Below are 17,073 nucleotides of genomic sequence, written 5' to 3' on the forward strand. Positions count from 1 at the left end.
CAGCGGGCTGCCTTTTTTTATGGATTCATTCTTGTTCAGGAAGGCGGGTCACTGTCTTCAACATACGCGTCGATGACTACCGGGATGCGGCTGTTTTTGGCTTTGGCCAATGCGTCTTTCAGTTCAAGCCGTGTCTTTGCCATGTAGCCTTCCCCTCCGCAGGCGCGTGCGAATGCCGCAAAGTCGATGTTCGCCAACTCAACTTGTGTCGCTTCATTGCCCATTTCTTCCTGTTCGTGTTCGATCAGCTGGATTTTCTGGTTGTTGAAGATGACGAGAATCATCGGCAGCCGGTATTTGACCGCCGTGACAAAATCCTGCATCCCCATCGAAAAACCGCCATCCCCAAGTAAAGATACGACTTGCTTGTCCGGATAGGCGAGTTTGCCGGCAATGGCGCCCGGCAGTCCGCAGCCCATGGTCGCAAGCCACGCCGACACGACAAGCTGCTGGTCCGTCAGCTGCAGGTAACGCGCGCTCCACAACGTGACACTGCCGACGTCCAAAGACACCACCGCGTCCCGCTCCAGGATCTCCTGGACTTCTGCGATGACATGCTGCGGCTGCAGCTGTTCGGTGACTGACGCCATGTCGTCTTGCAGGGTCTTGTGCCACTCGGCCCGTTTCTTCTGGTACTTCAAGAGGAACCCGTCATCTTTGTCTTTCAGATTGGCGGTCAGCCAGGCGGCAGCCGGAGCCAATTCACCGACCAGCCCGACCAACACCGGATAATACTTGCCGATCACTTTTGGGTCAATATCGATTTGGATGGCCGGCACGTCATCCGGCAAATACTCCCGGTACGGAAACGCGGTGCCTGCCAGTATCAACAGGTCCGCTTCTTTCATGGCCTGTTCCGCCGGTTCTGTGCCGAGCTGCCCCAATTGGCCGAGGTTATGCGGATGGTCGTCCGGAATGATGCCTTTTGCCGGAAACGAAGCGATGAGCGGCGCTTTCAGCTTTTCAGCGAATGCCAGCACTTCGGCTCTGGCATGGGCTGCGCCTTTTCCTGCCAGGATAACCGGTTTCTTGGATGCCCTCAATAAGCGCAGCGCATCCTGCAGGTCTTCTTCATGGGCTCGTATGGTCGGCGTGGCATATGCGGAAGACGTCAGCACTTTGTCGCGTTTGATTTTGGTGCCGAACAAGTCATCAGAGACGATCAGCACCGCCGGCCCTTTTTCAGCGTAAGCGGTCCGGATCGCTTGATTCAGCATGTCCGGCAGCTGTTCCGCGTTTTGGACGCGGCGGTTGTAGACGGCGACTTCTTCAAACAGCGACTCCATTTTCAGTTCCTGGAAACTGTCGGTGCCGACGAGGTCGCTGCTGACTTGCCCGACAATCGCCAGCACCGGTGTTTTGTCTTTTTGGGCGTCGTACAGGCCGTTTTGCAGATGCACCGCTCCGGGACCTGCAATAGACAGGCAAACACCGATTTTGCCGGTTAATTTCGAATACGCGGACGCCGCAAGCGCTCCGGTTTCTTCGTGCCGGATCTGGATAAAGCGGATGGCTTCTTCTTTTCGCAGCTCTTCCATAAATTCATTGATGGAGTCTCCCGGCATCCCGTAGATGTGGTCGACATCCCAGTCCTTCAGCAACTCAACGACGTAGCTTCCTGCTGTCCTGTCAAACATGGACATCCCTCGCTTTCAACAATTGGGGCGCAACCCCTTTTCTCTTGCACATACCTCTAGCCGGGGAGAGTTAAACGTCAGGCATGAAAAAAGCGCACCCTTTGCCACTTGCCAGCAATGGAGCGCTTGGACTTATTTCGAGTTGCCGGAATCATTGCGGTAAAAACGTTCTTCGCTTTTTTTCTCCACCCAGCTCCAGAATATGAAAAGGGCTGCCGCAATCGCCACGACCAGTAATGAAGCGTAAAAGACGAAGTCGAAATCCATTTCCCGGACGATGACTTCGTCGACTCCGGCAAGATTGAATTGGCTGTAAGTGATGCTGTCATAACCGATCCACCAATAAGCCAAAGGCAAACCGAGGACCAAACCGCCAAACAAGGAACCAAAAAACTTCTTCATGTGCAGCCTCCCTCTCTTTTCCGTTCATTCCACCGGTTCGGGCGGATAGGCCGGATAACGGTAGATGTGTTTGAATTTCCCGCTTTTCGGATGAGCCTGAGGCATTTCCTTGGCGAGAGTCACACGGACGTGAATTCCCTGTTGTTGAAAAAACGCCTGCAGTTTCTCGTCAGCTTCGTGAAATGCCTGTTCCGGGTCCTGTGCCTGCAGGCGGAGTTCAAGGGTGTCTTCATTCCGCTGGATCAATTGGAAGCGCTCGATGGCCTTAACCTTCGATAGCACGGACTGCAAGGCGAGCGGTGCGATACGCTGGCCACCGGAAAATGGCAAAATGTCATCGGTGCGCCCTTCTAGTTTAATCCACCGCGTTTTTTTGCCGCACGGGCATGGGTCGCTATGAATAATGGCACGGTCCGTCAGCACGTAGCGAATGAATGGCTGCGTCAAATTGAATAAATTGGTGACCAGCAGCTGTTCCGCTTGCTGGCCGCCAGCGACCGGACGGAATTCCGCGTCCACCGCTTCGACGATCAGCCAGTCTTCGTTGAGGTGGTAGCGCCCTTCCCGGCATTCACAGGCGATGGTGCCGGCTTCTGTAGAGGCGTAAGTCGATTGGACGGTGCAGCCGAACGCTTCGCTGAGCTCTCTGCGCAATTCGTCGCTCAAGTGTTCACCGCCCGCCATAATGAGTACCGGAGAGATGGCCAGCTTGCCGCTCCTTTGTTCCGGCAGCAGCAACTCAAGTGCCGTCGGGTAGCCGCCGAGGAGAACGGGCTGGAAATCATTCAGCTGGCGGACGATGCTGTCGGTGTCTTGCCGCACATCAATGATGATTTGGTCTTTTTTCCAAGGCATGCGCCGCTGGTTCATGCGCACGGTGCCGTTGCCGAGGTAAAAGCCGCCATCAACAAACAATCCGGCTGTGCGCTTGCCGTTCTTCAGGAACGCCTTCAAATCTTCCCGCTTGGCGACCGCGCGCAGCACCGCAAGCGCCGAGACGACATTCATCGTGGTCTTGTCATACAAGACAATCGCCGGATGCCCCGTAGAACCAGACGTCGTATTGACCAAGTAGCGGCCGTTCAGTTTCCGGCCGATGTTGTCCGGGTTTTCCATAAAGCGCTCCACATCCTGCTTGGAGACGGTGCGGTCGGTGAGCCAATCGTCGAAATTCGCCATCAGATCTTTCTTGTGGGTAACAGGCAAGTCAGACAACTGAATCGGTCCGCTGATTGACACGAGCCGTTTTGCAAAATACGGACTGTGCTGTCTGGCGTGCTGCACCAGATGCATCAGGCGCTCTTGCTGCAGGTGATGGAGCTGTTCTTGAGTGAACGCCCGTGCGCTGTGCGTCAGACGGAGTGCTTTGAGTAATCCCATGCTTTTCATGCCGCTTCACCTCTTAGAACACTGAATTTTCTTACTTCCAGTTTACCACGCAGAACCAGTCCAGCGGCAAACGGTTTCAGCTACTTCGCCGCATCCCGGTCGTTCTGTTTTTTCCCATCCAAGCACCCACTGCCACAATGCCGAGCATGACCGACCAGAAGATTATTGTCCACGGCAAGGAATGCGGGAAATCGTGCGGCAGTATCCCGATCTTTTCATGGGACAAGGTCAATACACCCAATTTCACGCCGACCCAGCCGACGACAACGAAGGCTGCGGTTTCAAGCTGCGGATAGCGTTCCAATAGTTGGACAAACTTATGGGCCGCAAAGCGCATGATGATGACCCCGATCAAGCCTCCCGCGATCATGACGGTAAATTGACCGCCATTGATGCCGCCGATGGTGAAATCCCCCCAAGGAGGGAGCGTCAGAGCCAACGCCACAGCCGCCAGCATCGAATCCACCGCGAACGCGATGTCTGCAACCTCAATCTTCAAGACTGTGGTCCAGAACCCTGATCGGCTGCGGGGTTTTTCAACCACCGGCCCAAGCCCCGGCTGTTGCCGCTGATCGTAAATGTGCTTGGCCGCGATGAACAACAGGTACAGCGCGCCGAGTGCCTGGATCTGCCAGACATTGACGAGCAGCGTAATCGCAAAAAGCGCCAGGAACCGAAACAGGAACGCCACCGACAACCCATAAAACAAGGCTTTTTTCTGTTGTGCTTTCGGCAAATGTTTGACCATGACTGCCATGACCACTGCATTGTCTGCCGCAAGCAATCCTTCCAGACCCACCAGCACCAACAGAATCCACGCATATTGCAGGACCATCACTTCCATTGCAGTTTCCTCCTTCTTTTCAAACAAAAAAGACCCATGCCTAAATAATTAGGCAAAGGTCTCGCTGAGCATTCGTATCTGCCATCACAACCGATGATGACGCATCATCATGTCCTGACGATTGTGAAAGAGGTTTTCCTCCAGCTACTCCCCCTTGGCTGCGGGGCAAGCATATAGGTGGTGCTTGTACAAATCTGTTGCATCTTTTGGTACCCGTCACTGTTTGTTGGCATTCAGCTCTTTAATAAGTTTATACCACCATTGTGGAGCTTATTAAACAGAAAAACGGTTGCTTGCGAAAGAAATTTGAAAAAAAGTGAATACAGAAAGAAGGTAAATCCTGCGCAAACTGCACATTTCAGCAACACCGATCCAATTATTAGAATATGTCTGCCTTTTCCTTTACCATCAATGATAAACATACTTTAAGAGGAGGGTTATGGAATGGGTAAAGAAATGAAAAACGAAACGTCAGCAGTAAAACAGGCTGTATCAAAACATACACGACAGGACATTGATGGATTTCAGCTAATTGATTTTGGGGAGTCCACTGGATTTGCCTGTGATGTCCAAACAGGAATCTGCGGACCGATTGACCAAAATAAGGAGGATGAAAAATGAAGATAACGATCTGGTCAGACTTTGTATGCCCGTTCTGCTTTATTGGCGAAGCCCATCTGAACGGAGCATTGGAGAAATTTGAACATGCGGATGACGTCAGCATTGAATACAAAAGCTTTCAGCTGATGCCGGATGGAGAGTATGTGTCCGGAAAGGATTATGTCGAGACTTTAGCGAATATGAAAGGCATGCCTTTAGCACAGGCTGAAGCTATGCTTAAACAAGTGGCAAATTCGGCAACCCGCTCAGGAGTCGATATAAATTACGACATAGCGAAATTGGCTAACACTTTTGACGCACATCGGGTTTTCCAATATGCAAAAGAACAGGGAAAAGGAAATGAATTCTTCCAGCGTTCCTATGTTGCGCATTTCACAGAAGGCGAAATTTTGAGCGATACCGAAACCATCGTCCGCCTGGCAGAAGAAGTCGGTCTTGACGGCGCTGAAGTTTATAAAATCGTGGAAAATCAAACGAACGCTGAAAAAGTGGAGCAGGATATTTCTGAGGCGCGTGCAGTCGGTGTGCAAGGTGTCCCTTTCTTCGTAATCGACAATAAATACGCGGTTTCCGGTGCGCAACCGGTTGAAGCATTCAGCCAAGTTTTAAATCAGGTATGGGAAGAAGAATATGCGAAAAAGTAAGCAAGTAAATAGAACGGCCAAAAAAATGCCCTTTCAGCTCATTCCGGCTGAAAGGGCATCATTTGTTTAAAATACGTAATCTGTTCCTATTAACAACCGTACTCCTCGCTCCGTTTTCATTTTATTTAGAATGGCAAAACTATTACCAAATCGATTCGGCCCATTCTGGATGATCAATAAACGGATTGCGGTTACCTTGGATGTTTTCGACTTTTTCGTTGCGCTGCTGTTCCCAAGTGCTGACAGGATCCTGCGCGTGCCATTCCTGCAATACGGAAATTTTTCCGTGGTAAGGCGTTGAACCATTATTCACAGAGTCGTTCAATTCCAAGTCCACCGCATCGCCTGGCTCATAGCGGACTGCCATGTAAAACAGCATACGGGCCACGTCGCCTTTTACGTCATCCGGTGGCTCCCAAGAAGTAGCTGTGCGCAAGCAACCATCGCAGCCGCTTACTGCTGTGCCCCCGTAATCAAAGTCCAGGTTGCCGCGCAATCCGTTCACTTGTACATCAGTCGGGCGTAAATGATGGATATCGGTACCTGCCCCCATCGCCGTTCCAAAACTGCCATGAGATTTTGCCCATGTGTGCTCACGGTTCCAGTCGCCGACATTGCCGCCGTTCAAAGATTTTGAACGCGACTCCCCGCTATACAACAAGAGGACGTTGTTCGGGTTGTTCGGGTCTTCATCCGTCATTTTCAATGCGTCCCACACTTGTGAATAGCTGAGTTGACGGTGGTTATCGATGATTTCATTAAGTTCCGCTTTTAACGCCGTCCCCTGCAAACCATTCGCTGCTTCATAATAATCATCTGTGGCAGTAGCTTCTGCGGACACGGACACTGAAAATGACTGGGTGACGCTTTGATTGCCATCGCTTGCTGTCACGCCGACGATATGAGATCCTTCCGGCAAGCTAAGTGTCAACGTCGATTCGGTTATCGTCCCTTTAGTCGATGAGAATGAAAGACTTTGTCCTTCAGGATCGGAGAAATATTCAGTCAGGTCATACTGTAAGCTATCACCTGTAATCAATTGTTCGCCAGCAAAAACCTTCGTTGTTGCGGGAGCCTTATTTTCGTTTGGCGGAACCGGTGTTTCACCATACTTATTCATCGTATGGTTCCCTAGGTGCTCAAATGTATTAATGGGATAGGCAATCCATTCAGTCGAAGGATCGAATGCATCATCCATTACACTGTCGCCAGCCTGAATATCCGGATTGCGGACCAGCGTGACATCTTCCGCATATTCAATGCGCGCGCCCACTTGGCCAATCGAATCGATAGGCGCCCCGTCTTTTTCCAGTACCAATGCATCATCTCCGTTAAAATTGATAACACTGGTATTTGGTAGATTTCCTTTGCCCTGGATTACCAAGTCTGCATCGCTATGATAAAGGACTAGCGTTTCACCGCTTGGAACAGTACCGGATAGCGCCATTTCACTTTTCACTGATGTGCTGCCATTTGCATACAACGCTACTGAATAAGGGCTCAACTCTATTGAAGCGCCTGTCCCGTTGTAAATTTCGATTGCTTTGTTCAAGCTGCTGCCCTCAATGTATTCCGAAATAAAAAGATCACTTGCTGGTGTAGCTGCTTGAACCATCATTTGTGAACCAGGCAACCACAGGCTCGCAACTAAACCTACCGATAATAGTGCCTTTGCTGATTTGTTCCATATTCTTTTGTCCATCGTATTGTCGTCCTCCTCTTTTCTGTATAATTGTTTCTGTTTGCCCGTTAGTTTTGTTTATCTGACTTTCTCCAATGAGTTTTGTAAATTATTAGTATTTCGTTAATTTAATTTACATTTTTTTCTATTCTCTTCTTAAACTTTACCGAACGCTTTCCTCCTCGTCAACGTTATTTACGAAAAATTACATAAAATTAATAAAACGTAAAAAACCCGGAAAAATTGTTTGGGTGTCAGGCACAAAATAATTTCAAATGGAATTAAATTGAATGGAAAAACCACGAGAACTTCTATAGGATAATGAATAAGCAAACAATTCAAACTAATAAGTGCTAATTTATTTTATAAAGTGAATTTTTGAAAGCCAAGGATGGTGGTTATTATAAAGAGGGAGATGCTCTTTATGAGTCTTAAATGGTTGGAATGGGCCAAGCGCATCCAGTCGCTTTCCCAATCGGGGCTGACTTTTTCGAAAGATGTCTTCGATTTAGAGCGATTTGAAGAATTGAGGCAAATCAGCGTGGAGATCATGGAGGAACATACAGGCGTAGAAATGCAAAAAATCAAAGATCTGTTTGCTGCTGAAAAAGGCTACCAGACGCCCAAAATGGACGTGCGGGGAGCAGTCTTCCACCAAGGGAAAATTCTCATGGTGAGGGAAAACATCGACAATAAGTGGTCTTTGCCCGGGGTTTTTGTGACGTCGGCTTGTCGCCTGCTGAAAATATTGCCAAAGAAATCCAAGAGGAATCGGGCTTCGTTGTGGTTCCGACAAAAATGCTGGCCCTATTGGATATGAACAAGCATCCCCACCCCCCTCAGCCCTTTCACTATTACAAGCTCTTTATTCAATGTGAAATCGTGGGTGGCGAAGCGACGAATGGGGTAGAAACAAAGGGCGTGGAATTCTTTCCTGAAGACGGTTTGCCCGAATTGTCAGTGAACCGAAATGTGGAATCACAGCTTCAACTGCTCTTCGAATTTGAACGAAACCCGACAAAGCCAACTGTATTTGATTAAAGAAATAATGCATAATAAATAAACATTTACCCGTTAGAATCTCGAACATGACCGCCAAGTAAACTGTACAAGCTTCGAAAAAAACCGAAAGAAAAGTTCCAAGAATTAGCAAAGACTGAGATTCTTGATTAAACAAGGATTTCAGTCTTTTATATATAGATTATGTAAAGTTAGTCATTTTTATGCTAATATGCGGACAGTAAAAACGGAACTATTTGGAATCAACTATTGAAATCCGTTGTTTGATCTCTTTAATGGACAGGTACAAAGTGTAATTCCCATAATCGAGAATGGCATTCAAGAGAAGATTTAATTGTTCTTGAGAAGCCACTTTTATTTTTAAGTGGTAGCAGCCTTCCCCCGATACCCGGTGCGCTTCAACCACTTCTTGTCGTTCGTTGATGAAGTCGTTGAACTTCTCATGGTTGGTTGTTTTCATGTAAATGATTATGAATGCCGTATAAGAAAATCCCAGCTTCATTTCATCAATTATCAGCGAATAAGCTTTGATGACTCCGTTGTCTTCCAGTTTTTTGATGCGGTTGCCTACTGCCTGTCCTGTCATATGGATTTTCTCGCCCAAGTCTTTCCATTGAATTCGTGAGTTCTCTGATAGTAAGCGAAGGATTTGAAAATCAATATTGTTGAGTTCCATAGTCGATTCCTTTCATGGTGAAATGATATAAGGCAAAAGTAATTCATCAGCCTATCGATAATAATATAGATTCTGTATATGATGAACATGTAGGAAAAACGATGAACGGGGTGGAAAAATGAGCACAGCATTAATACTTGTCGATATTCAAAAAGACTATTTTCCAAATGGAAAGATGGAGTTGAGCAATCCTGAAAGCGCCGCTGCCAATGCGGCAAAAATTCTGGAATGGTTCAGACAAAACCAAAAAGAAAACATTATTCATGTTCAGCATATAGCAAGTTCCCCTGCGATGGGCTTCTTTCTTCCAGAGACAGAAGGCATAGACATCCATGAAGCGGTTCAGCCGTTGGAACACGAAAGGGTTATTGTTAAACATTTCGCGAACAGCTTTCTGCAAAAAGAATTGGAAAGCCAATTAAAAGAAAAAGGCATAACCAAAATCGTCGTAGCCGGAATGATGACGCATATGTGCATCGACGCAACGGTCCGGGCGGCTGTCGATTTGGGCTATGAAACAACGTTGGTTGAAGATGCTTGCGCAACAAAAGAGTTAGCATATCAAGGCAAAGTCGTTTCAGCTGAAGAGGTTCATTATGCGTTTGTCGGTGCACTTCAAGGGATGTATGCAGAAGTTCTCTCGACTGAAGCATTTCTGCAACAGGAAGCCACAACTTGATTAATCGGCTGCTTTTAATATAGATGGAAACTCATTTTTCTACAAGTTTCCATCTTTTCATTACTGAGCGGCCGCATTACACGATTCATGCAAAAAGAGAGAAGATGAGCTCCAATAGCTTCTTCTCTCTTTTTGTTGTTAAACAGCATCGATCATGTGCAATAATCCTCGTGCTAAATTGAACCCAGTTTAGTTAAGAAACAAAAACACTCGTTTATTGTCATCCTTATTAGAGGATTGACTAAAAGCATTGGAATAATCGATCCATTTCACTTTTTTGCATCGAATGCTTATTTTTTCATTCAGTTCTGTTTCTATGTCATTCATTGATTGAAGCAGTTGGTCATAAGACAAATTGAAGCGTTTTGCTGCCAAATCGTAAGGGGAATGCTGCACCAAAAGCTGTCGGAATTCATCGGCTGTATTGGCCTTTTGAGCCAAAATGTCTTCTGAATCAATCACGAATTGATAGAGGCGCCTCTTTTTTTCTGAGAGTTTCGCTACTTCACTTCTCAACAAAAATTCCATTAACCGTTCGTTCACTTCCCACACCTCCTTGATCCGCTTCCCTATAGATTCAATCACAACTCCACAATTATCCAGGATTACCAGCTGGATTTTTTTACCCCTGGAATCTGCCCTTTATGCGCAAGTTCCCGAAAAGCTATGCGGGACAAGCCAAACTTCCGCATGTAGCCCCTGGGTCTCCCCGTTAAAGCACAGCGGTTGTTCAGACGGGTTGCTGCAGAGTCTTTCGGCAATTTGTTTAAACCTTCGTAATCCCCTTGTTCCTTCAATTGTTTCCGCAGTTCTGCATAGTGCATGACGAGTTTGCGTTGTTTATTATTTTTCGCTACCTTAGATTTTTTAGCCATTTGGTTTCCTCCTTCATATTACCAAAAATACAGATGATGTGTAGCCGGCTAGCGAACTTATTTGGTTTCCCGGTGCAACGTCACTTTCTTGAGGCGCGGGCTGTATTTCTTCATTTCAAGGCGTTCGGGGTTGGTGCGCTTGTTTTTAGTCGTTATGTAATTGCGGTCACCGGTTTCAGTGCAGGCTAATGTAATATTGACTCTCATTTTTCATTCCTCCAATCCATAATCTTCAAGTTAAAAAGCGGGCAACGGATCAAAAAAACTTATCCAATCCTGTCTTATTTCTTCTTCCGTAAGCAGACAAGCCGCCAAGGAGTCCGTAATTGCCTGTTGGTCCATCCTGATGCCGATCAAGACTAATTCCGTCATCTTCACTCCGTACTCTTCATCCCAGGCCCCAGCGCTTTCAATGCTTAAGGAAGGACCTGACTGTGAAAGTAAAACAGCAGCCTCGCTGCGTGTAGAAATCCATAAAAATCCTTTGGCGCGAATGACTTCAATCGGCCATTCCCTGATCCAGTTCATCAATCGTTCTGGATGGAAAGGTTGTTGGCTTCTGAAGACAAACGATGCAATTCCATATTCCTCCGTCTCTGGGACATGTTCTTCATTCAATTCCTTAATCCACCCTGCCCCTTGGCTGGCCGATTCAAAATCAAATAACTTGGTATTCAGCACTTCGGCCAATTCGAGTTCCGCATGTACGGTTTGCACAATTTTTGCTGCGGGATTGAGGGTTTTCAGGACTGCGTTCAGTTCTTCCGCTTTCTGTTCGGGAACCAAGTCCGTCTTATTTAAAATCAGCACATTGGCGAATTTGATTTGGTCAATCAGCAGATCGGCAATTTCCCGTTCATCGTCTTCCGTTGCGGCTTCTTTTCGGTCAAGCAGAGTTTCACCTGAAGCGAAATCCTGCCAGAACCTGTTTACATCAACCACTGTCACCAACGTGTCCAACCTGCAGATCTCCGACAAATCGATGCCAATGGTCGCGTCCGCATACGTAAAGGTTTGGGCAACCGGCACCGGTTCACTGATTCCAGAAGATTCGATGACAATGTACTCAATGTCTCCCAGCTTCACCAGTTTCTCGACTTCCATGATCAGATCTTCCCGAAGCGTGCAGCAAATACAGCCATTCTGCATTTCCACTAATTTTTCATCTGTACGGGAAAACCCTCCCTGTTTCACTAATGAAGCATCAATATTTACTTCGCTCATATCATTCACGATCACAGCCACCTTCAACCCATCACGATTGTGCAGGATATGATTCAGCAAGGTAGTTTTTCCTGAGCCTAAAAAACCACTCAATACAGTTATCGGTATTTTGTTCTCCATTTATCCATCCCTTTCATCATGAAATGCTAAAAGTTCAACCTTTAAATAGTAATGGTTACGATTTAAATCATATCTCTTTGATATAAATAATTCAAGTACTTTTTCAAAAAAAGAAAAAAGAGGAAAAGCTACGGTGCTGTCCGCTGCTTTTCCTCTTGAAATTATAAGCAAGGCAATTCGAGATTGCCGGTACTCATTCCTGTTGATCAGTATGCTTATATGGCAGGTTCAGCCGAATCGTTCATCCAGGAACATCGGAAATCGTAATTCGGTTTCTTCCTTTGGATTTTGAATTATACAAAGCTTGATCCGCCATCTGAAAAAGTTCAGCCATTGATCGGGACTGTGTCGGAAACTCCGAGATTCCGATTGAAACCGTGACAGTTTTGTCGGGAATCAGCGAAGTCTTTTCAATCTTTCTCCGAATCTTTTCCGCTGTTTGATAGGCTGCTAAACGATTGGTTTCCGGTAGAAGGAGGACAAACTCTTCCCCTCCATAGCGGAAACAATAATCATCTGGCCGGATGATTTTTTGAACCACGGCTGCCAGCTCTTTTAAGGTTTCATCCCCTTTTTGATGGCCATACGAGTCATTGATCGACTTAAAGTGGTCAATGTCCAAGACAAGCAAAGAGAAAAGTCGTTCTTCGCTGGACCATTCAGTCAGCACATTATCCAATTTTCTTCGATTGGGTAACCCGGTCAGCGTGTCGGTCAGGGCAGACTCCGTGAGCCGCTGATTATTCCTTTCCAGGGTTTCAAAAGCAACGGCGACACTTTTCGTCAGCAGATCGGCCTCCCGGTTCCAATGAGGCTTTATCAGCGTTTCTTTAAGCGGCTGGGACACGGTCTTCCCTTCTGCTAATTGGTCCACCAAATTGCCTAAATGAGTAAAAGGGGCAGCCAATTTTCGCGCAATGAATACCGAAAGCAAAAGTAGGAATAAAGACGGCAATAACATATTTTTTAGCATTTGCAGCAACTGTTCAATTAACGAATCTTGCAAAAACGAATAAGGGGTTTGCTGCACGATGCCCCATCCTGGTTCGGAAACATGGCTATAGGCAGCCAGCATAGGAACTCCTTTTGTATTGGTCACGTGCTCCATGCCGCTCTTTCCTTGTGTTAATTTGCGGACGACCGGATTTTCATAGACGCTTTCTCCGATTAAGTTGCGCTCAGGGTGAAACAACAAGGTTCCTTTTGGTCCCACTACAAAGTAGTAAGAGCCATTTTGCTCCACGGCATCATTTCCAAGCAATTGATTCAACACATTTTCTTCCTGAAGAAAGATTGAACCGCCAATCATCCCTTTGTATGTTCCATCTTTCGAGTAAATAGGCTGACTCATCAACAGGATCAACCGATCGGATAACCCTGTATAAGGGGTAGTCAGACCGGGCTCTCTTGCATCTAAGGCATCTTTTGCCAGCCCAGGTGCAATGGATTCTCCTTTTATTCCAATACTGACGGGACTAATCGCTCGAATTACACCCGTTTCATCTATCCAGGAAAGGGAATTGAAATAACCGCTGCTCACCCGCAGAAGTTCTAAGCTTTCGTGAATTTCTTCATCGCTCATATTTTCATTCGCTTCTAAATAATTGACGGTGGTTTCCAAATTGATTCTCATGGAACCAAACAAGGATTCCACGGATTGACTCATTTTTTCAGCTTTAGAATAGTTTAGAGAAAGATAGGTATCAGTTAAAGACTTCTTGTCAGACTGATAAGACGAAATTGTAAGAATCAGTAAGGTTAAAACAACTGAAGCAGCAACAAGAGAGGTAAATAGTGTAGCCAAGTTCACTTTTCGTGAATTTAATAGATTCTTCATTCAGGTATTCCCTCCAAGAGCTTTGTTAAAAATCACTCCTACCATTATATCGGTTCCAGCAGTCCAATCATACTATTAAAAGTAAAATAAATGGAAATAGTTAAAGTTAATGGCAATATGAAATACAATCGGTCTGACTCGTCAATAAAATAAAAAACAGGAGCGTAAGAAAATTCATCCGCTCCTGTTTTAATTCTGCTTATTTTCTTGTCTGAAAAACTCTATTTTTATTCGCAGCAATTCTTTGCTTGTCTTAAGTTGAAATTCGGAAAGTTTGGCTAAAAAAGTCTCCTGCTTAAAATTTCACCGGAAGAGAGGACAGGCTTTGAGCGGCTAGCTTAAATTTCCAGCTCACGTCCTCCCGCGGAATGCTAAGCTGCAGGTTTGGCATGCGCTTAAACAGTGTCGCAAATGCAATAGTTCCTTCCACGCGGGCGAGAGGTGCACCTAAACACATATGGACGCCTTGGCCAAAAGCAAGATGGCGCTTAATGGTGCGCGTAACATCCAGTTCTTCTGCACGTTCAAACTGTTGCTCATCGCGGTTTGCTGCTTTCAGTAAAGGAAAAATCATGTCTCCTTTTTTAATCTGCTGCCCTTTAAGCTCGAGATCTTTAAGAGCATACCGGGGTCCTGCAGTTGTTGAAGGGCCATGGTAACGCAATAATTCCTCCACCGCCCCTGGTATCAGGTTTGGATCTGCCTTCAGCATCTCCAATTGCTCGGGATGGTCCAGCAACAGTAAGGTGCCGGTAGAAATTAAGGTCGAAGTGGTCTCATGGCCCGCAAAAATCATCAGTTGAACCAGCGAGATCAACTCTTCTTCATCGAGGCGGTCTCCCTGCTCTTCAATTGAGATTAATTGGCTGATCAAATCATCGGAAGGTTGCTTCCGTTTGTCTGCCGTAAGCTGTTTGATGTAATCGCCGAAGTCTTTTAAGTTTTCAGCAGTTTTTGGATCAACCGTCCCTACACCAAGACCGTTTGCAATTCCCTCCGACCATTTATGGATTAATGAATGATCTGATTTAGGGACGCCGATCATATCCGAAATAACATTAATCGGCAAAAGATTGGCATAATTCTTTACCAAGTCCATTTCTCCCTGATCTTGTACCTGATCCAGTAATTCATCTGCCAATTCTTGAATACGCGGACGCAGCCCCTCCATGTACCTCGGTGTGAACGCTTTGGAGACGAGTGTGCGCAACCGTCTATGGTCCGGCTGGTCAATAGCGTTTAAGGAATTCGTTAAGAACATATCAGAACCGGTCGAATCGGAACTTCCGGTTAACGATTGCTTAATCGTACTGTTCTTATCAATGGACGTGGGATCCACGCAGAAGTGTTCTTGATCTTTGAGCACTTTCAGTGCTTCTTCCATGTGCGTAACAACCCAAGCTTTGTTGTTCGTTTCTCCCATTGGAAACGGCAACTGTACAACGGATCCAGTTTGTCTGATCTGTTCAAATACCACAAATGGATTCTCTCTGCTCTTTCCGCTGAGCAAGCCGACTATCGCTTGCTCAGGTGTAACGTGATTTGAATCGTTCATAAATATTCCGCTCCTTCTCAAAATAGTATAGTGAAGAATTAGCTGTATGAATCACTCAAAGGAATTGGTGTATGTAGGATAATGTAATCGACTCAGTGCATTGCTCATCGTGTTCTTCTAAAAGTGGACACGACATACTGCTGCACGATCGATGTATCTCTTTTCTCCATCAAACTCATATTGTATCGATGGCTATGTGAACTTACTCACTGCACTCGCAGCTTTTTTAAAACCTGGCGTAATCATTTTTTTCATATGTATAGACTTCATCAGCGTAACTGCTGTCGTTATTGGTTTCCATTGATGAGTTCATAACAAGCGAATTCTTCTCATATAAGATTTTCCCAATTAATCAATCGATTGACGGAAAATTGGTATACTCCAATAATAACGAAATAAATGATTAAAAGTTTCCAAAGATCAGCATAAATACGGGCAAACGCTTGAAAAGTACGCTTACTCAGGCATAAATAGACAATAAAAAACCAAAAGTGGAAGAAATCTTTTCCGCTCCTGGTTTTTTCAGCAAATCACATATTGACCTGAATAACGCTTATTTTTTATTCAATGCTATTTTCTGCTTATGTCCCGTCAGTCCGAAAAAGGCAAGCATGCCAAGGACGGACGTGCCGAACAGGATCGCACCCATCGGAACAGCCGATGTTTCGTTGATGCCGACTAGAGGCGATACGATGGAACCGATAACCAACGGCAGCATGCCCACGACCGCACTGGCGCTCCCTGCCCGATGGCCCTGGCCTTTCATAGCCAAAGTGAACGAACTGGTGAAGATCATGCCGATTGCGATCATGTAAATGAAAATCGACGTAACCAGTGAAGCAAGCGGTCCTTCAATGATTGTCATAACCAGAAGCACCAAAGTTGCAGTAAATGCGACAACGACTGCTCCCTGCAAAAGCCGATGCTCGGAAACGATGCCGCCGAACTTGCCGATGATAAAGCTCCCGATGATCATCGCGATTCCGTTGATCCCAAACAGTACGCTGAAAGTTTGGGGCGAAACGCCGTAAATCTCCTGATAGACAAAAGGTGTTCCAGCAACGTAAGCGAAACTGCCGCCGTGGACTAAGCCGACCACGAGGGCATAGCCGATAAACGGGCGCTCCTTAAACAGGCTGCCCATCGTCCGGATGGAATGCCCGATGGAGCTTGGCATCCGGTCTTCCGGAGGCAATGTTTCCGGCAGCCGGAAGATGACCACAACCACCATAATGACACCGAGCAAGCCGAGAAAATAAAAGATGGTTTCCCAACCGGCAAACGGCAAAGCCAGAATGCCGCCGCCCGCAATTGGTGCGGCCATGGGAGCGACTGCGTTAATAACCATCAGCAGCGCAAAGAATTTCGTCAGTTCACGGCCGGTAAAGACATCACTGACTACCGCTCTTGAAAGGACCACCCCGCCTGACGCGGTAAACCCTTGAATAAATCGTGCAGCAATCAGCATTTCGATGTTCGGGGCCACTGCGCAGAGTACTGACGACAGCGCAAACAAGATCACCGAGATGATCAATGGTTTGCGCCGGCCGACCGCATCACTGAATGGTCCGACAACGATTTGTCCGGCGGCGAGTCCGATCAGACAAGCCGTCAAGCTGAGCTGGACAAGCGAAACATGTGCGTCCAGTTCATTTGCGATGGCCGGAAAAGCGGGGAGGTACATATCGATATTCAGCGGCGCTAGAATGCCCAGCATACTGAGGATCAAGGCAAGTCCGAGCCGCTTTTTTCCTGTGGGGTTTTGCAACATATTCAGATAACACCTTTCGCTTCTAGTTAAATCCTTATTAACTATACAATATTCAGCCCGCAGGTGTAACAGGTGCTGCAAAACAATAGCTTTAATTG

The 17,073-nt window shown here is 46.5% G+C and carries 16 protein-coding genes and 2 pseudogenes; 4 read left to right on the forward strand and 14 right to left on the reverse strand.

Annotation, left to right across the window (positions count from 1 at the left end):
* Positions 1-35: 35 nt before the first annotated feature.
* The 4 genes from QMA04_RS07255 to QMA04_RS07270 all read right to left on the reverse strand — a co-directional run bounded on the left by QMA04_RS07255 (position 36) and on the right by QMA04_RS07270 (position 4,272).
* The gene (locus tag QMA04_RS07255) at positions 36-1,637 is read right to left on the reverse strand and encodes a pyruvate oxidase (RefSeq protein WP_290184832.1); all 1,602 of its coding nucleotides are present in this window, start codon (positions 1,635-1,637) and stop codon (positions 36-38) included.
* 132 nt (positions 1,638-1,769) lie between these two features.
* On the reverse strand, positions 1,770-2,039 hold the full coding sequence (locus tag QMA04_RS07260) for a hypothetical protein (protein WP_191715689.1): 270 nt from the start codon (positions 2,037-2,039) through the stop codon (positions 1,770-1,772).
* A gap of 24 nt (positions 2,040-2,063) precedes the next feature.
* Positions 2,064-3,428: a phenylacetate--CoA ligase family protein gene (locus QMA04_RS07265; protein WP_290184835.1), complete on the reverse strand. Its 1,365-nt coding sequence runs from the start codon at positions 3,426-3,428 to the stop codon at positions 2,064-2,066.
* Positions 3,429-3,504: 76 nt separating this feature from the next.
* The gene (locus QMA04_RS07270; protein ID WP_290185237.1) at positions 3,505-4,272 is read right to left on the reverse strand and encodes a TerC family protein; all 768 of its coding nucleotides are present in this window, start codon (positions 4,270-4,272) and stop codon (positions 3,505-3,507) included.
* A 444-nt stretch (positions 4,273-4,716) separates the two neighbouring features.
* Here QMA04_RS07270 and QMA04_RS07275 point away from each other — a divergent pair, with 444 nt between their 5' ends.
* The gene (locus QMA04_RS07275) at positions 4,717-4,893 is read left to right on the forward strand and encodes a hypothetical protein (protein WP_290184836.1); all 177 of its coding nucleotides are present in this window, start codon (positions 4,717-4,719) and stop codon (positions 4,891-4,893) included.
* Positions 4,890-5,537 carry a DsbA family oxidoreductase gene (locus tag QMA04_RS07280; RefSeq protein WP_290184838.1) on the forward strand — a complete coding sequence of 216 codons (648 nt, stop codon included), beginning with the start codon at positions 4,890-4,892 and terminating at the stop codon, positions 5,535-5,537. Before QMA04_RS07275 ends, QMA04_RS07280 begins: the two co-directional genes overlap by 4 nt.
* A 142-nt stretch (positions 5,538-5,679) precedes the next feature.
* On the opposite strand, the gene QMA04_RS07285 is transcribed toward QMA04_RS07280, so the two are convergent.
* Entirely contained in the window at positions 5,680-6,483 is an 804-nt protein-coding gene (locus tag QMA04_RS07285; protein WP_290185239.1) for an endonuclease I family protein, read from the reverse strand.
* Between the two features lie 336 nt (positions 6,484-6,819).
* Positions 6,820-7,239 (reverse strand): annotated as a pseudogene (locus QMA04_RS07290) (lamin tail domain-containing protein); the annotation flags it as partial.
* A 403-nt stretch (positions 7,240-7,642) separates the two neighbouring features.
* On the opposite strand from QMA04_RS07290, the pseudogene QMA04_RS07295 reads away from it, so the two are divergent.
* A pseudogene (locus tag QMA04_RS07295) lies at positions 7,643-8,259 on the forward strand (NUDIX hydrolase).
* A gap of 211 nt (positions 8,260-8,470) precedes the next feature.
* Here the strand turns inward: QMA04_RS07295 and QMA04_RS07300 are convergent.
* Positions 8,471-8,914, reverse strand: a complete 444-nt coding sequence (locus tag QMA04_RS07300) for an Lrp/AsnC family transcriptional regulator (RefSeq protein ID WP_290184840.1) — start codon at positions 8,912-8,914, stop codon at positions 8,471-8,473.
* A gap of 118 nt (positions 8,915-9,032) precedes the next feature.
* On the opposite strand from QMA04_RS07300, the gene QMA04_RS07305 reads away from it, so the two are divergent.
* Positions 9,033-9,593, forward strand: a complete 561-nt coding sequence (locus QMA04_RS07305) for a cysteine hydrolase family protein (protein ID WP_290184841.1) — start codon at positions 9,033-9,035, stop codon at positions 9,591-9,593.
* A 189-nt stretch (positions 9,594-9,782) separates the two neighbouring features.
* On the opposite strand, the gene QMA04_RS07310 is transcribed toward QMA04_RS07305, so the two are convergent.
* The 7 genes from QMA04_RS07310 to QMA04_RS07340 all read right to left on the reverse strand — a co-directional run bounded on the left by QMA04_RS07310 (position 9,783) and on the right by QMA04_RS07340 (position 16,975).
* On the reverse strand, positions 9,783-10,136 hold the full coding sequence (locus tag QMA04_RS07310) for a hypothetical protein (RefSeq protein ID WP_290184843.1): 354 nt from the start codon (positions 10,134-10,136) through the stop codon (positions 9,783-9,785).
* A 62-nt stretch (positions 10,137-10,198) separates the two neighbouring features.
* Positions 10,199-10,468, reverse strand: coding sequence for a 30S ribosomal protein S14 (gene rpsN / locus QMA04_RS07315; RefSeq protein ID WP_191715705.1), 270 nt, complete (start codon positions 10,466-10,468; stop codon positions 10,199-10,201).
* A gap of 57 nt (positions 10,469-10,525) precedes the next feature.
* Positions 10,526-10,675, reverse strand: coding sequence for a 50S ribosomal protein L33 (gene rpmG, locus QMA04_RS07320; protein ID WP_191715706.1), 150 nt, complete (start codon positions 10,673-10,675; stop codon positions 10,526-10,528).
* Positions 10,676-10,705: 30 nt separating this feature from the next.
* Positions 10,706-11,812: a GTP-binding protein gene (locus QMA04_RS07325; RefSeq protein WP_290184846.1), complete on the reverse strand. Its 1,107-nt coding sequence runs from the start codon at positions 11,810-11,812 to the stop codon at positions 10,706-10,708.
* A 241-nt stretch (positions 11,813-12,053) separates the two neighbouring features.
* Positions 12,054-13,649: a sensor domain-containing diguanylate cyclase gene (locus QMA04_RS07330; protein WP_290184848.1), complete on the reverse strand. Its 1,596-nt coding sequence runs from the start codon at positions 13,647-13,649 to the stop codon at positions 12,054-12,056.
* Between the two features lie 295 nt (positions 13,650-13,944).
* A complete protein-coding gene (locus tag QMA04_RS07335) occupies positions 13,945-15,204 on the reverse strand; it encodes a cytochrome P450 family protein (RefSeq protein WP_290184850.1) in 1,260 nt (419 codons plus the stop codon).
* Positions 15,205-15,757: 553 nt separating this feature from the next.
* Positions 15,758-16,975: a Bcr/CflA family efflux MFS transporter gene (locus tag QMA04_RS07340; RefSeq protein WP_290184852.1), complete on the reverse strand. Its 1,218-nt coding sequence runs from the start codon at positions 16,973-16,975 to the stop codon at positions 15,758-15,760.
* Positions 16,976-17,073 lie beyond the last annotated feature (98 nt).

The organism is Planococcus sp. APC 3900, assembly GCF_030407735.1.
GTDB lineage: Bacteria > Bacillota > Bacilli > Bacillales_A > Planococcaceae > Planococcus > Planococcus notacanthi.

Coding starts and splice junctions, on each gene's coding strand:
- QMA04_RS07260 (WP_191715689.1), bottom strand. CDS start 2,039: ATGAAGAAGTTTTTTGGTTCCTTGTTTGGCGGTTTGGTCCTCGGTTTG.
- QMA04_RS07330 (WP_290184848.1), bottom strand. CDS start 13,649: ATGAAGAATCTATTAAATTCACGAAAAGTGAACTTGGCTACACTATTT.
- QMA04_RS07340 (WP_290184852.1), bottom strand. CDS start 16,975: ATGTTGCAAAACCCCACAGGAAAAAAGCGGCTCGGACTTGCCTTGATC.
- QMA04_RS07335 (WP_290184850.1), bottom strand. CDS start 15,204: ATGAACGATTCAAATCACGTTACACCTGAGCAAGCGATAGTCGGCTTG.
- QMA04_RS07265 (WP_290184835.1), bottom strand. CDS start 3,428: ATGAAAAGCATGGGATTACTCAAAGCACTCCGTCTGACGCACAGCGCA.
- QMA04_RS07255 (WP_290184832.1), bottom strand. CDS start 1,637: ATGTTTGACAGGACAGCAGGAAGCTACGTCGTTGAGTTGCTGAAGGAC.
- QMA04_RS07270 (WP_290185237.1), bottom strand. CDS start 4,272: ATGGAAGTGATGGTCCTGCAATATGCGTGGATTCTGTTGGTGCTGGTG.
- rpmG (WP_191715706.1), bottom strand. CDS start 10,675: ATGAGAGTCAATATTACATTAGCCTGCACTGAAACCGGTGACCGCAAT.
- QMA04_RS07300 (WP_290184840.1), bottom strand. CDS start 8,914: ATGGAACTCAACAATATTGATTTTCAAATCCTTCGCTTACTATCAGAG.
- QMA04_RS07305 (WP_290184841.1), top strand. CDS start 9,033: ATGAGCACAGCATTAATACTTGTCGATATTCAAAAAGACTATTTTCCA.
- QMA04_RS07280 (WP_290184838.1), top strand. CDS start 4,890: ATGAAGATAACGATCTGGTCAGACTTTGTATGCCCGTTCTGCTTTATT.
- rpsN (WP_191715705.1), bottom strand. CDS start 10,468: ATGGCTAAAAAATCTAAGGTAGCGAAAAATAATAAACAACGCAAACTC.
- QMA04_RS07275 (WP_290184836.1), top strand. CDS start 4,717: ATGGGTAAAGAAATGAAAAACGAAACGTCAGCAGTAAAACAGGCTGTA.
- QMA04_RS07325 (WP_290184846.1), bottom strand. CDS start 11,812: ATGGAGAACAAAATACCGATAACTGTATTGAGTGGTTTTTTAGGCTCA.